This is a genomic window from Plasticicumulans acidivorans (assembly GCF_003182095.1).
Classification (GTDB): domain Bacteria; phylum Pseudomonadota; class Gammaproteobacteria; order Competibacterales; family Competibacteraceae; genus Plasticicumulans; species Plasticicumulans acidivorans.
Genome location: NZ_QGTJ01000005.1, coordinates 4,680 through 18,994, shown reverse-complemented (window position 1 = coordinate 18,994; position 14,315 = coordinate 4,680). Strand labels below are relative to the sequence as shown.

General features: G+C 66.1%; 10 protein-coding genes. 2 read left to right on the top strand and 8 right to left on the bottom strand.

Annotation, left to right across the window (positions count from 1 at the left end; translation table 11 throughout):
- Positions 1 to 17 precede the first annotated feature (17 nt).
- From C7443_RS09520 to C7443_RS09490, 7 genes are all read right to left on the bottom strand, one after another.
- Positions 18 to 524 (bottom strand): pilus assembly PilX family protein, encoded by a 507-nt coding sequence (locus C7443_RS09520; protein ID WP_110018380.1) that lies wholly within the window; start codon positions 522 to 524, stop codon positions 18 to 20.
- Entirely contained in the window at positions 521 to 1,609 is a 1,089-nt protein-coding gene (locus C7443_RS09515; protein WP_110018379.1) for a PilW family protein, read from the bottom strand. Before C7443_RS09515 ends, C7443_RS09520 begins: the two co-directional genes overlap by 4 nt.
- Complete coding sequence (pilV, locus tag C7443_RS09510; RefSeq protein ID WP_110018378.1) at positions 1,576 to 2,085, bottom strand: type IV pilus modification protein PilV; 510 nt, start codon at positions 2,083 to 2,085, stop codon at positions 1,576 to 1,578. Before pilV ends, C7443_RS09515 begins: the two co-directional genes overlap by 34 nt.
- An 8-nt stretch (positions 2,086 to 2,093) precedes the next feature.
- A complete protein-coding gene (locus C7443_RS09505; RefSeq protein WP_110018649.1) occupies positions 2,094 to 2,651 on the bottom strand; it encodes a GspH/FimT family pseudopilin in 558 nt (185 codons plus the stop codon).
- 267 nt (positions 2,652 to 2,918) lie between these two features.
- A complete protein-coding gene (locus C7443_RS09500; protein ID WP_110018377.1) occupies positions 2,919 to 3,593 on the bottom strand; it encodes a hypothetical protein in 675 nt (224 codons plus the stop codon).
- The gene (gene hemB / locus C7443_RS09495; RefSeq protein ID WP_110018376.1) at positions 3,593 to 4,606 is read right to left on the bottom strand and encodes a porphobilinogen synthase; all 1,014 of its coding nucleotides are present in this window, start codon (positions 4,604 to 4,606) and stop codon (positions 3,593 to 3,595) included. The genes C7443_RS09500 and hemB overlap by 1 nt, the downstream gene beginning before the upstream one ends.
- A 199-nt stretch (positions 4,607 to 4,805) precedes the next feature.
- Positions 4,806 to 6,254, bottom strand: coding sequence for a glyceraldehyde-3-phosphate dehydrogenase (locus tag C7443_RS09490; protein ID WP_110018375.1), 1,449 nt, complete (start codon positions 6,252 to 6,254; stop codon positions 4,806 to 4,808).
- Positions 6,255 to 6,539: 285 nt separating this feature from the next.
- On the opposite strand from C7443_RS09490, the gene gshA reads away from it, so the two are divergent.
- Entirely contained in the window at positions 6,540 to 8,114 is a 1,575-nt protein-coding gene (gene gshA / locus C7443_RS09485; protein WP_110018374.1) for a glutamate--cysteine ligase, read from the top strand.
- Between the two features lie 38 nt (positions 8,115 to 8,152).
- Here gshA and C7443_RS09480 read toward each other — a convergent pair whose 3' ends face one another.
- Positions 8,153 to 10,951 carry a DUF349 domain-containing protein gene (locus C7443_RS09480; RefSeq protein ID WP_110018373.1) on the bottom strand — a complete coding sequence of 933 codons (2,799 nt, stop codon included), beginning with the start codon at positions 10,949 to 10,951 and terminating at the stop codon, positions 8,153 to 8,155.
- A 14-nt stretch (positions 10,952 to 10,965) separates the two neighbouring features.
- Here C7443_RS09480 and C7443_RS09475 point away from each other — a divergent pair.
- Positions 10,966 to 14,315, top strand: a 3,350-nt coding sequence (locus C7443_RS09475; protein WP_170123564.1) for a beta strand repeat-containing protein, incomplete at its 3' end; no start/stop codon positions are given.

The following is a 14,315-nucleotide window of genomic DNA, read 5'->3' as shown; positions in this document are numbered from 1 at the left end:
CGCGTGCGCGGCGCGGCTCATTTCGGCACGTAGACCGACTGCACCACAACCACGCTCGCCGCCGTACCACCGGTCGCCCGGGCAGTGACGCGGAAGGTGCGGGTGCTGGCATCCAGCTGTTCAACGATGTAGCGCGGGTTGGCCTGCAGCAGATCGACGCTGCCGCTGGGCACGCTCAGGGGTGCCGCAACGCTGTTGGCGGCGGTCCAGTTGATGTGCTTCCAGACCGGGACGTCGTCCGCCGCGCCGGCTGCGTAATAACCGTCGGTGCAACTGGTTGCCGTCGCGGCGCAACCCGGCGCGCTGGCGTACAGGGTATTGCTCGAAACGGCCGCTTCACCGACACGCAGCGCCGCTTCGGCCGCCTGGAACGCCAGATTGCGATCGAGCATGTTGCCGGCCATGCGTTCTTCGAGCGCCACGTTGCGCTGTGCCGACAACGCGATCAGCGAAGCGACGACGAGGATGATCAGCGTGATGATCAGCACGACACCGCGTTCGGTACGGGGCGGGCAGCGTCTCATGGCAGGCGGTTCCGGATGGCGATGGTCGAGCTGAAGGTGCGGCGCAGCCGGTGATCGCTACTGGCGACGCCGTCCAGCGTGTAGCTCTGTGCGGTATCGACGATGTGGTCATCGACGCTCTCCAGCGTCAGCGCCACACGCAGGCTCACCACATCACTCCAGCGATCACCGCTGGCGACGGCCGCCGCGGTCATGTAACGCGCCGCATAGTCACCGCCCGATTCACGCACGCCGTAGAGCACTTGCAGGTCATCGACGTTGCGTATCAGCTCCATCGGGGTATCGCTGCCTTCCCGACGGTACAGAGAAGGACGCCCGGTGCTCCCGGCAGCGATGTAGTAGCTGACTGTCAGCAGACGACCGATCCAGCCATCGGTGAAGTTCCCGGTCGCCGGGCAGCTGGCCGCGGTCGAATACACCAGACACTTGGTCGCGTTGCCCGGACTACCGGCGGAGGTGTCATGCACGACGGTATCGCTGCCTGAAGACGTACTGCCCGGATCATCCGCACTCGTGCTGACCACCTGGAAAATGGCGGCGCGGCCGCAGCTCTGCGTGTAAGCCAGCGCAATATCGCCATCGTGCAGCCCGGAACCGCCGTCGATGGTCATCGTTGCGCTGGAGATGTCATGCGTGGTGATACGCACCAGACTGTCCGCCAAGGCCATGCGGAAGTTGAGCGTATCGGTGCCTTTGTAGATCGTCGGATAGCCACTCGGCAGCGCCGGCGACCAGGTTACACCGCTGGCATTGACGCCATCAGCGATCGCTCCGGACGAAAACGCCAGCGTGTAGTCACTTGTGGCATTGAGTGCACTGAATGGCTGGGCCGATGCGCAGCCCATGAATCCGGCCAGCCGGCCGTCCCGGCTCATCAGCTCGAATACGACGCGGGCATTCTCCTGCAGCTGCCCCCAGGCCTCCTGCTGGCGGTAGGTGGCGCGATTGGCGATGAACAACGCCAGTACGCCGGCGACGATCACCAATCCGAGCGCCGACGAAATCATGAATTCGACGAGCGTGAATCCTGCTGCGCGCCGCAGACTCGACTTCAGAGTTCCGAGGTCATCGTGAAAGTCGACCATCCGCTGCTCTCCGTGGCACCGCAAGTTCCTGTCAGTGTTTCGCCGGATGCATGCGTGGCATCCCAGCAGACCGTCACGCTGTAGGCATGGGCACCGACTGCTGTCACCTTGCCGTCGCCGGACGGCAGGCTCGATGCCAGCGAGCTCTTCCAGCTCGCTTTGTCGAACGTGGCCATTGCGTTTTCCGAGCACGCCGCCGGCGGACTGCTGTCGCTGGGGCCCTGCTCGCACTGCGTCGAGGCGCTGACACTGCCGAAGTCCACCACGTAGGCGGCGGCAACGTTGGCATTGGCACGCATGCGTTCGAGGATGTCATCGGCCAGCAGTACCGCCTGGCCGTGCTGATAAGCCGTCTGCCCGACACGCAAGCCGTGCAGATGCAGAGCGGCGAGACCGAGCAGGCCGACGCTGGCGACCACGATCGACACCAGCACCTCGATCAGGCTCGATCCTTCAGCTCGTTGTCCCGAGCTCATCACAAACCTCACTCGCAGGAGAATCCCGTCCCCGGAGCCATCACCATGGCACTGCCACCGGCAACCACATCGATGACTCGTCCCTGCTCTGCATCGTTGTCCTGACACAGACTCAGCTGTCCCGCACTGCGGCGCGCCAGGCCCATGCCATCAAAAGTGATTTTGCGCTGGATCGCCGAGTCGGCCGCGGCACGCAGGGTGAGCGGCTCGGCCAGTGCAGAGTGAATGCGCAGCACGCTGTCGCCGGAATCGACGACACCGTCACCATTGCTGTCGGCAAACACGATCCAGCCCTGCTCCCAATTGCCGCTGGTGGCGCAGTGGCTGCCATCACTGCTGGCGCAGAGGCTTGCGCTGCCGCCACGCGTCACGGCTTCGCTGCGAGCATAGGCGAGATCCGTGAGCATCTCATTGGCAGTCGTGGCCAGCCGGTTATCACGAATGGTGGCCATGAACGAGGGCACGCCCAGCGTCGTCAGGATCGCCAGCACACTGAGGGTCACCATCAGCTCGATGAGCGTGAAACCACGCAGCGAACGAATACTGCAACGATCTTGAATGTTCATAACCGCCTTCACCGACTTGGCGCTGCGCTCTCATCCTGTGAGCTCACGCCCAATACTGCCAACACCGCCAGGAGGAACGGGGCTCGACCGCTCATCCTGCTCCCCAGAAAGTCCGCCCCGGAGGAGGATTGGCTTCCCTGTGATTTGCATCATATGTCGGTTAAACGCGGCGTTTGCCGAGGGTGACAGTGTTTAACAGCCTAGCTGTCGACCAGAACAGTCGATCTACACAGCACGCCATATCAACAAACGATTTTTCTAAAACATTCAATGTATCGACGCGGCGCCAGAGGCCTGCAGGCGGGCGAAATCTGCCGGATTGACATACTGCAGCACGGTTTTACCGCTCGCTGCCCGCCAAATGTCGATACCGCGCGCCGGATACAGCCAGTGCTCGCCCTCCTCCCCCTGCACACGCCGCTGTTCGGGCTCACCGAAACGCTGGCGCAACGTGTCCATATCGAGCCGTGCCGAGGGCGCATAGGTAATACCGGCGACCGGCAGGCCGAGCAGTACGTGGTCATCCTGCGGCGACGGCGTCACCTGCATCGCCCCCGACGGTTGCGGCTTGGCCGACTTCGGATCGGCATGCGTGAGCAAGGTCTCGAACGTTTCCGGTGACGCCTGCAGCTGCAGGATCAGCTTGGCCGTCAGGCCACCGAGCTCGACCTCGCGGAAATACGCCTCCAGCGTGCGCTGGCCGTCGGGCTGAATGAAGATCGCCAGTTCGACGGCGCTGCCCAGCCGCGGCAGCACCTCGCCCAGCGTCGTCGAGCCCAGCGTAAAGCCGAACACCGACACCCGGCCCTGTGCATCGACGTCGCTCTGCCACGGCAGGTTCGTTCCGGCGGCGGTCGGCCGCTCGCCGGCGAACTGCCCGACGAGACCGATCGCCGCCACCAGCGCCAGCGCCAGCGCTGCCAGCCACAGCCCCCAGCGCATCAGCGCGCCCGCATCTTCAGCGCCGCCGCCATGCGCCCGGCAAAGTAGGTGAGGATGCCGTCGGCGCCGGCGCGCTTGATGCAGACCAGCGACTCCTCGATGACGGCATCGCCGAGCCAGCCGTTCTGCACCGCCGCCATCAGCATCGCGTACTCACCACTGACCTGATAAACGAAGGTCGGCACGGCCAGCTCCTGCTTCACCCGGCGCACGATGTCGAGGTAGGGCATGCCCGGCTTGACCATGACCATGTCCGCCCCCTCGGCGAGATCGAGCGCCACTTCGCGCAGAGCCTCGTCGGAGTTCGCCGGGTCCATCTGATAGCTGTACTTGTTGCCCTTGCCGAGCGCACCGGCCGAGCCGACGGCATCGCGGAACGGACCGTAGAAGGCACTGGCGTACTTCGCCGAGTAGGCAAGGATGCGCGTGTGGATGTGGCCGGCGGCTTCCAGCGCCGCGCGGATCGCCCCGATACGCCCGTCCATCATGTCGCTCGGCGCAACGATATCGACGCCGGCATCGGCATGTGACAGCGCCTGCTTGACCAGCACTTCGACCGTTTCTTCGTTGAGGACGTAGCCACTGTCGTCGAGCAGACCATCCTGGCCGTGGCTGGTGTAGGGGTCGAGCGCAACGTCAGTGATGACGCCGAGCTGCGGGAATTCGCGCTTGAGCGCCCGCACCGCGCGCTGCGCCAAGCCCTCGGGATCATAGGCGCTGGCCGCATCGAGCGACTTGGCCTCCGGTGCCGTCACCGGAAACAATGCCACGGCCGGCACGCCGAGCTCCGCCAGCCGCTCGCCCTCGCGCAGCAGCTGATCGATGGTGACACGCTCGACGCCCGGCATCGAAGCCACCGCCTCGCGGCGCCCCTTTCCCTCGATGACGAACAGCGGCTGGATCAGATCGTCGACCGTCAGCACGGTCTCGCGCACCATGCGGCGCGTGAAATCGTCGCGACGCAGGCGGCGGGGACGAACTGAGGGATAGGCACCGGTGATGATCTGCGGCATGACAGGCCTCCGTGGGAACGTGAGGCGGGGCATTATTCCACAGGGCGCTTTAACGGGCGCGGCGACAACCGCCGGCGGCAGCGGTTCAACGCCGGCAGCCACATCCGTCACAGAATCCTGCCGATAAGCTCAGCCCCGTGAAACCCCCATAAAAAAACCGGCCGCACGGGCCGGTTTTTCGTGCATCGATGCTGATCGATCAGAACGGCAGGTTCGGCAGGCAGATGCCGACCATTTCCTGCATCACCCGCACGACCTGGCAGCTGTAGCCGAACTCATTGTCGTACCACACGTAGAGCACGACACGATTGTCGGTGGCGATGGTCGCCTGCGAATCGACCACGCAAGCATGACGCGAACCGACGATGTCCGTCGAGACGATTTCAGTCGAGGCCGTGTAGTCGATCTGCTCGGACAGCTCACTGTGCAGCGAGGTCTTGCGCAGGAAGTCGTTGACCTCGTCCTTGCTGACCACGCTCTTCAGATTCAGCGACAGGATGGCCAACGAGACGTCCGGCGTCGGCACGCGGATGGCGTTGCCGGTGAGCTTGCCCTTGAGCTCCGGCAGTGCCTTGGCAACGGCCTTGGCCGCACCGGTGGAGGTGATGACCATGTTCAGCGGCGCGGCGCGGCCGCGGCGCTCCGACTTGTGATAGTTGTCGATCAGGTTCTGATCGTTGGTGTACGAATGAACGGTTTCGACGTGGCCGTTCTCGATGCCGTACTCGTCGTTGAGCGCCTTGAGCACCGGCGTGATCGCGTTGGTGGTGCAGGACGCTGCCGAGACGATCAGGTCGTCATCGCCGATGGTGCCGTGATTGACGCCGTAGACGATGTTCTTGATGCCCTCGCCCTTCGACGGCGCCGTGAGCAGAACCTTCTTCGCGCCCGGTCCCTTGAGGTGCTGGCCGAGACCTTCCAGATCGCCCCACTTGCCGGTGTTGTCGACGATCAGCGCGTCTTTGATGCCGTAGGCGGTCAGATCGACCACGCCCGGCTGATCGGCGTAGATGACCTTGATGAAGTTGCCGTTGGCGATGATCGCGTTGTTTTCTTCATCGACGGTGATCGCGCCGTTGAACGGGCCGTGCACCGAGTCGCGGCGCAGCAGGCTGGCGCGCTTCTGCAGGTCGGCGCCCTTGCCCTTGCGCACGACGATCGCGCGCAGGCGCAGCTTGTTGCCGGAGCCGGTGCGCTCGATCAGCAGACGGGCGAGCAGGCGGCCGATGCGGCCGAAACCGAACAGCACGACGTCGCGCGGCTCCAGCTCCTTCTGCGCGTTCTCGCCGATGATCCCGCCGAGCTGGTCGCCGAGGAAGTCGTTCAGCGTCACGCCGCCAGCGGCTTTCTTGTAATCGAAGGCAAGCTTGCCGACGTCGAGACGGGCCGGGGCCAGATCGAGCGTGCACAGCGTCTTGATCACCGCGTAGGTGTCGGCGATGTCGAGTTCGACGCCTTCGTGGTAACGGACGTAACGATGGGCCTTAAGGATGTCGATGGTGGAACTGTGCACGATCGGGCGACCGTATACCCGCAAGACAATGCCGCGATCGCGGTACAGCTTGCCGATCAGCGGCAGCATTTCCTCGGCAATTTCCTGACGGTTCTTCCAGTCCTGCAAAACCAGATCCTGCTGTGCTTGGCTCATGTCGTTACGTTCCGAGAGACGAGAAGGATAGCAATGGTGCTCAATCCGCCTGACCTCGGGCAGCACGTCGGTTTTCCGTACCGAATCGTGAAAAGCCCAGAATTATCAGGCGCAAGCAATAAAATTGTAGCGATCTGGTAGTGCTGGCAGCAAGCACATTGACGCGTTGGCCCGCGCAACTGCCGCCGCGTGCATGGGCCTTATGCACGGCCCGATGGGCGGCTCGCGCTATGATGCGCGCCTTTGCCGCGGCCCGTCCCCCGGCTTCGCATTGAGAGAAACGACGTGTACCGATCCTTCCGCACCCGCCTGAATCGCCTGCTCGATGCCGCCGGACCGCAAGCCCTGCAGGGCGGGCTCAAGGGCCTTGAGCGCGAAGCGCTGCGCGTGGCGGCGGACGGCCACATCGCACAGACGCCACATCCGGCAGCCCTCGGTTCGGCGCTGACCCACCCGTGGATCACGACCGACTACTCCGAGGCCCTGCTCGAATTCGTCACCCCGCCGCAGGCCCAGGCCGCCGACTGCCTGCGCTGGCTCGATGAGATCCATCGCTTCGTGCTGCCCCGGCTCGGCGACGAGCGCCTGTGGTCAGGCTCGATGCCCTGCGTCGTCGACGGAGAAGCCGGTATTCCGATCGCCTGTTACGGCCAGTCGAACGCCGGGCGGATGAAGCACGTCTACCGCGTCGGCCTCGGCCATCGCTACGGCAAGGTGATGCAGGTGATCGCCGGCGTGCATTTCAATTTCTCGCTGCCTGAAGCGCTGTGGCCCCTGCTGCGCGACCTCGACGGCAGCCAGATCGCCCTGCCGGCCTTCGTCTCCGACGGCTATTTCCGCCTCGCCCGCAACCTGCAGCGCGTCGGCTGGCTGATCCCCTACCTGTTCGGTGCCTCGCCGGCGGTGTGCCGCTCGTTCCTGGCAGGCCGGCCCAGCGATCTGGACGAATGGGACGACGGCAGCCTCTACCGGCCGTTTGCCACCTCGCTGCGCATGAGCCGCATCGGCTACCAGAACAAGAAGGAAAAAACCTGCGGCGTCAACGTCAGCTACGACAACCTCGAAAGCTACATCCGCAGCCTCAGCCGGGCGATCAATACACCGTGCCCGCAATACGAGGACATCGGTGTCTGCGTCGACGGCGAATGGCGGCAGCTCAACGCCAACATCCTGCAGATCGAGAACGAGTACTACAGCACGATGCGGCCGAAGCAGCCGCCGATCGGCAACGAGAAAGTGATCTGCGCACTGGCCAGACGCGGCGTGCGCTACGTCGAGCTGCGCTCACTGGATGTCGATCCGTTCGAACCCTGCGGCGTCAGCCTCGAAGCCATGTATTTCGCCGAAGCCCTGCTGGCGTTCTGCGCGCTGGAAGACAGCCCGCGCATCGGCATGCAGGAACGCCTCGACCTCAACACCAACCTCGAACTCGTCGCCAACAGCGGCCGCGAACCCGGCCTGCTGCTGCGCCGCCTCGGCCGCGACATCAGCCTGCAGGACTGGGCCGCCGCCGTCCTCGATGCCCTGCAGCCGATCTGCGAGGTTCTCGACAGCGGCCACGATGACCAGCCCTACGCCCACGCGCTGCAGCTGCAGCGCGCCAAGCTCGCCAATCCTGAACTGACGCCGTCGGCACGCGTGCTGCGCGAGATGGCGCGCAGCGAATCGGGCTTCTTCGACTACGGCTGGCGGCTTGCCGAAGCGCATGCCAGAAGCCTGTGCCGACGCCCGCTGCCACGGGCCCGCGACGTCGAATTCCGCGCACTCGCCGAGCGCTCGATCGGCGAGCAGGCGGCGATCGAAGCCGCCGATGAGCTCGACTTCGCCCGGTACCTGCAGAATTACTTCGCCCAGTGCTGATGCTGCGTGACCGCCCGGGCGCCTGACAGCGGACGAGCTCAGGCCTGGCCGAGCGCCACCAGCGCAATCGCAAAGCGGGCGTCGAGCGCCGGATCGGCGGTGGCCGCGGTGCAGTACCAGTCGCGGATCACCGACTCTGCATCGGCGAGCGGCTCACCGTTCATCGTCGCCGACAGACGCTCGACCTTGCGACTGAGATGCGCCTCAGCATCCTCCGCCGGCGGCTCGATACCGGCGAGGATTTCGAGCTCGATGCACAGCTGGCGGCGAGCGGCGTTGCCCTGAGCCAGACGTGCCATCAGCCCGTCGATGCTCCCGTCCTCAAGGATCTGTTGCGCGGCCCGATAGCGGGCGCCGATGCGCTGTTCGAGCTCGGCCGGCAGAGCATCGAGCGCCTGCCACTCCTCGCCCACGCCGGCGATCTCCGCCGCATCCGGGGTCGCCTCCAGCGCCATCTGCTCCAGCCGCGCGCACAGCGCGGCCTTCTCCGCCAGCGCATGCACCGCCTGGCGGCAGGTCCGACGCTGCGCCAGATCGATCTGGGACTCGACATCGGCCTGCGCCGCTTCGAAACGCTGTGTCAAAGCCGTTCGCGCATCGTGAGGCAACCCGTCGAGCTCGGCAAAGCGCACCGCCAGAGACTCGGCCTCAGCCCGCAGCTGGCCGGCGGCCGCCGTCGATACCGGCGGCTGCGCAGCCAGTGCTTCGAGGGCCTCGCACACGGCCAGCGCGGCGGCCGTGGTCTCGGCCCGCTGCTCGCGGGCGACCCGCCGCCCGGCCTCGCGTCGCTGGAAGATACGATCGCAGCTTTCACGCAGCGCTTCCCACAGCGCCTGTTCCTCGCGCCGGCGCAGCCGCAGACTCGGCGTCCAGGCGGCCTGTGCCTCGCGGGCCGCGGTGATCGCCGTGCCGAGATCGCCGTCGGCGAGCTGCTGCAACTGATCGATCAGCGCCTGGCGGCGCGACCGTTCGCGCTCGCGTTCACCATCGAGGCGACGGCCAATGACCTGCTGAGCGCTGCGCCACGCCGCGTCGAGTGCCAGGTAGTCCTCGCGAGCCACCGCGCCGGCGGCCCGCCAGCGTGCCAGCAGCTCGCGATAGTGTGATTCAAGCTGCTTCCAGTCGGCGGCCTGCCAGTCGGTCGCAGAATCAAGCGCACTCAGCTCGGCGAGCAGGGCCTGGCGCTCGGCAAGATGCGTCTTGCGCTGCTCCGCGGCCGCCGCGAACGCGGTGCGGGCCGGTGCGTAAGCACGCTCACAGGCGGCATCGAAGCGCTCCCAGACGGCGCGCGGCGCCGCCCCGGCGGCATCCAGCTGCCGCCAGCGCTCGCGCAGGGATTTGACCTGACGCGCACGCTCGTTGGCCTGCTGATCGGCAGCGAGCTCGGTCTGTGCGAGGGTATCGGCCTCTTCGCAGAGCTGCTCGCGCGCCTGCCGACTGCCCCAGCGCGCCCAGTCGCGTAATTCACCGAGGCGGGCGACAGCCATACGCAGCCGCTGTTCGGCGCGCCGCTGCGGTTGTTCCCTGAGCAGGGCCTGAGCCTCGTGCACTCGCGTCTCGGCGAGCTGCAGCTCGCCAGCCTCCAGCGCCGCGTCGATATCCTGCAACAACGTGTCCAGTGCCCCCCCGGCCTGCACCGGCGGCCTGCTGGCGGGCGTGTGCGGATGAGCCGGGCGGCTGGCACGTGCCCGCGCCGCAGCCAGGCAGGCCGCAAAACGCTGATCCTGACGCGCCTGCAGACGGGCGTCCTGCGGCGGTGTCAGCTGTCGCCAGCGTTCGGCATAGGCTTCAGCGCTGCCGCCGTCATCAGCTTCGCAGGCGGCCAGCAGGCGCTCCCGGGCCGTATACGCCTCGTGCTCGTGCTGCTGATGCTGCAGGCTGCCGTACACGTCGGCCAGGAGATCACGCGTACGGGTTTCGCTGGCCTGCAGCGTGTCGAGCGCCGCGAGGATGCGCTGCAGCTCGGCGCTCAGCGTGCTGGCATCGTCGAGCGGTTCGAGGGCTTGGCAACGCGCCTGCAGGGCTTCGGCTTCACGCGCGAGACGGGCGATGGCGCCAGCGCGCTCGCGGTACTCGACCAGAGGCGGCTCGATCAGCGCGCGTGCCTGACTCCAACGCTCCTGCAACGTGGCATCCGCAGCCTGCGTCCACTCCAGATCCAGCGCCGCGACCCGCGCCGCCGCCTGGGCATCGACACTGTCGGCCTGCTGCAGCGCTTCCAGCTCGGCACACAGCGCCCCGGCATGCGCCCGCGCCGCCGCCGCCGCACGCAGCGCCTCCAGACGCGTGCTGCTCAGTCGGTGTACGCGCTTGTCGCGGCCGCGGCTGGAGCGCGCCAGTGTTTCCAGTATCTCCGCATCGGCAATACGCTCCGCTGCGCTGACACGCACCTCGGCCACCTGATCGTTCAATGCGATGGTCAGCAGACGGGCATCGTCATCGACACGCCGCAGGGCCACGAGGCGCAGGGCCGATTCGCGCGCCTCGCTGGCGAGATAGACCATCACCTCGGCCGGCAACGCCGATTCAGCCAGCAGTGCAATCCGCTGCTCCAGCGTCAGCGCCGGCTCGACGCGTCCGGCGAGCACCGCGCGCAGGCGCAGGCCAAGGACCTCGCGCAGCATGGCGTCACGCTCCTGTCGCAGACGCTCAAGCAGGATCAGCGGATCGTTCAAACGTTCGATGGCCGCACGGCGCACCGCCGGATCGGCGTCGTCGCTTGCGAGGCTCAGCAGACGGGGATCGTCATCGGCGAGCGTGCGCAGCGCCTTCAGGCGCACGCCGGCATCGCGATGCTGCAAAGACGGCGTACGGCGAAACAGGCTGGAAAAAATCATCTCGGAACTCGGGCGTGGAGCATGCGGGGCGGATTGATACCACATCACCCACTGCGCGCGTCAGGCACAGCAGGCGTACGCATCTGGATGGCATGCAGCATTCAGATTTACATTCCGACACAATCCAGCGTCGCTCAGGGGGAATGGCTGTGATTCAGATACCGCAAACATCGCGCCTGCGAAGGTACCACTATCCTTTATATCCTCTTTGTGGAGCGCTCGCCTGGGCAGTGCCCGGATTCACCCTGGCCGATACGCTGCTCAGCACCGATATGACGGTGAGCAGCCAGACCGGGCTCGACGCGCTGGGCAGTTTGACGTTCGCCAACGGTACGCTGGGCTTCGTCGAGGCCGGCCTGTATACGTTCAACAACAGCATCACCCTGAACTCCGGCACGGCCAATACCCTGTCGTACACGGGGACTACCGGCGCGGCGGTTTGGAACCTGACGCCGGTGAGCCCGCTCGTCATCGATGGCAGCTCGCTGACGGTGGACACCGGTTCGAGCGACAGCGCGCTGGCCGCCGCGATCACGGTCAGCAATGGTGGCGTATTCGCCAAATCCGGCACCGGCACGCTGCTCTTCAGCGGCACGATCACCGGCACCGACCCCGGCACCGGCGCCGTCATGGTCAGTCAGGGTACGCTGACGCTCGGCAGCGACTACGCCATCGACTCCCCCGCGACGGTGCAGATCGGCCCCGGCGCCATACTCGACATCGGCGCCACGACCCAAACGGTGTCGGGACTGACCAGTGCCGGCGCCGGCACCGTCCACATCGGCGAAGGCGTGCTTTACATCAATGGCAGCAGCACACCGGCGCCGGTGCAGACCGACATCACCGGTGTCGGCACACTGGATTTTCAGTACGCGACGCTTTCACGCTCATTGAGCTTCACAGGCAACGTGCAGGTGTCCGGCTCGCTCGACCTGACCATTGCGGATGCTCTGCTAAACGCCGACAGCGTTGAAGTCAACGGCTGGCTCAATCTGAACGGCCTCGACCAAACCCTGCATCAGCTGAGTGGCGGCGGCACCCTTTACAGTTACAGCTTCTCCAGCCCGCCCCCCGTGCTCACCCTCGACAACAGCACCGGCGACACCGAATTCAGCGGTTCAATCACGGCTTATGGCATCCAGACCACGGCCCTGCTGAAAACCGGCAGCGGCCAGCTGACCCTGTCCGGCAGCGATCTCAGTGCGCTGACGAGCCTCGATGTCGAAGACGGCACACTGGCGATCACCGCTGACAGTTCCCTGTCTCCGGCGGTCACCGCCACCATCGCCAGCAGTGGCACATTGCAACTCAGCAGTGTGCAGACGTTCAGCGCGCTGAGCGGCGACGGTAACGTGATCGCCGACAGCGTGCTCACGGTCGGGGCCCTGGACAGCAACCTGCACCTGTCGGGCAGCGGTACGCTGCAATTGGCGGGCGACGTCAGCCTCGGCAGCAATTTCACGCTGACCGGTGCACTCGTCGTCGATTTCGGCACCACGCTGACGCTGACGGCCGCCGACGCGATCAGCTCAGCAGGCAGTGTCACCGCCAACGGCACCATCGACCTCGGCGCCAGCCATCAGACGCTGAACCAGTTGTCCGGCGTCGGTGTGCTGAACAACCCGGGTCTCGACCTCGCGCTGGTCAACGCCGATGCCGATTCGACCTACAGCGGAGCGATCAGCGGCTCGGGCTTCACCACCTTGCAGAAAACCGGCCCCTACACGCTGACGCTGTCCGGCAGCGATCTGTCGGCGTTCGGCTATCTGAATGTCCAGGCGGGCACGCTGGCCATTACCGGCAATGATTCACTGGTGGGCGCTCCGGGCGCGACGATCGCGGCCGGTGCGACCCTCTCGCTCGGCAGTGGCAGCAACACGTTCTCCGCCCTCTACGGCAGTGGCTCCGTGCTGGTCGACGGCCTGCTGTCACTGGTCGAGGGCAGTGAAGGCATCGGCTTTGACCAGCGGCTGACGCTGAGTGGCAGCGGCTCCCTGCGCGTTGCCGGCAACCTGACGCTCGGAGATGGCGAAGTCTCGCCATTCGCCCTGACTGGCGCGCTGCTGGTCGACAGCGGCACGCTGATCCTGGCAACGGCCGGCGCCGTAGCGTCAGCAAGCAATGTCAATGTTGCCAGCGGCGCCACCCTCGACATGACGGACACCATTCAGGTGCTGCATTCGCTGACCGGCGCCGGCACGGTGGCCGCCGCCAACAGTCAGCTGGAACTCGCCGTCGACGCCGGCACGGCAGTCTTCAGCGGTGACATCACCGGCGATGCGATCAGCCTTGCCTACGACGGAGCCGGCACCCAGGTGCTGAGCGGTCGCGTCGGTGACAGCCTCGCCAGCCTGACGGTGTATTCGGGCACCCTGCAGATCACGCAGGACGGGGCGCTGCCGGCTTCCGTGTTTCCCGTCATCGGTACGGATGGCACGCTCGACATCGCCAGCAGTCATCAGACCATCGCCGGCGCCGCCAGTGAAGGCACACCGGGCCGGATCAACATCGCTGCCGGCGGCGTGCTGACGGTACAGCCGCTGAGCTCGGCCGAGCTACCGGGCACCAGCACCTCCGTCGACGCCATACTCACGGGAGCCGGCGATTTCGTGGCCACCGGCGGCACCGTTGCGCTGAACGCCGCCGCCGAACTGACAGGCCAGGTGTTCGTCGAGAGCGGTGCGACCCTCGATCTGGTGGCCACCAACGCGATTGCGGCAAGCAGCGAAGTCAACATCGCCAGCGGCGCCACCCTCGACATGACGGACACCATTCAGGTGCTGCATTCGCTGACCGGCGCCGGCACGGTGGCCGCCGCCAACAGTCAGCTGGAACTCGCCGTCGACGCCGGCACGGCAGTCTTCAGCGGTGACATCACCGGCGATGCGATCAGCCTTGCCTACGACGGAGCCGGCACCCAGGTGCTGAGCGGTCGCGTCGGTGACAGCCTCGCCAGCCTGACGGTGTATTCGGGCACCCTGCAGATCACGCAGGACGGGGCGCTGCCGGCTTCCGTGTTTCCCGTCATCGGCACGGATGGCACGCTCGACATCGCCAGCAGTCATCAGACCATCGCCGGTGCCGCCAGTGAAGGCACACCGGGCCGGATCAACATCGCTGCCGGCGGCGTGCTGACGGTGCAGCCGCTGAGCTCGGCTGAATTACCAAGCGCCAGTACCTCCGTCGACGCCATACTCACAGGAGCCGGCGATTTCGTGGCCACCGGCGGCACCGTTGCGCTGAACGCCGCCGCCGAACTGACAGGCCAGGTGTTCGTCGAGAGCGGTGCGACCCTCGATCTGGTGGCCACCAACGCGATTGCGGCAAGCAGCGAAGTCAACATCGCCAGCGGCGCCACGCTGCA

Excerpts from the sequence above, each read along its gene's own strand:
- C7443_RS09520 (WP_110018380.1), bottom strand. The coding sequence starts at position 524 with ATGAGACGCTGCCCGCCCCGTACCGAACGCGGTGTCGTGCTGATCATC.
- C7443_RS09515 (WP_110018379.1), bottom strand. The coding sequence starts at position 1,609 with ATGGTCGACTTTCACGATGACCTCGGAACTCTGAAGTCGAGTCTGCGG.
- pilV (WP_110018378.1), bottom strand. The coding sequence starts at position 2,085 with ATGAGCTCGGGACAACGAGCTGAAGGATCGAGCCTGATCGAGGTGCTG.
- C7443_RS09505 (WP_110018649.1), bottom strand. The coding sequence starts at position 2,651 with ATGAACATTCAAGATCGTTGCAGTATTCGTTCGCTGCGTGGTTTCACG.
- C7443_RS09500 (WP_110018377.1), bottom strand. The coding sequence starts at position 3,593 with ATGCGCTGGGGGCTGTGGCTGGCAGCGCTGGCGCTGGCGCTGGTGGCG.
- hemB (WP_110018376.1), bottom strand. The coding sequence starts at position 4,606 with ATGCCGCAGATCATCACCGGTGCCTATCCCTCAGTTCGTCCCCGCCGC.
- C7443_RS09490 (WP_110018375.1), bottom strand. The coding sequence starts at position 6,254 with ATGAGCCAAGCACAGCAGGATCTGGTTTTGCAGGACTGGAAGAACCGT.
- C7443_RS09480 (WP_110018373.1), bottom strand. The coding sequence starts at position 10,951 with ATGATTTTTTCCAGCCTGTTTCGCCGTACGCCGTCTTTGCAGCATCGC.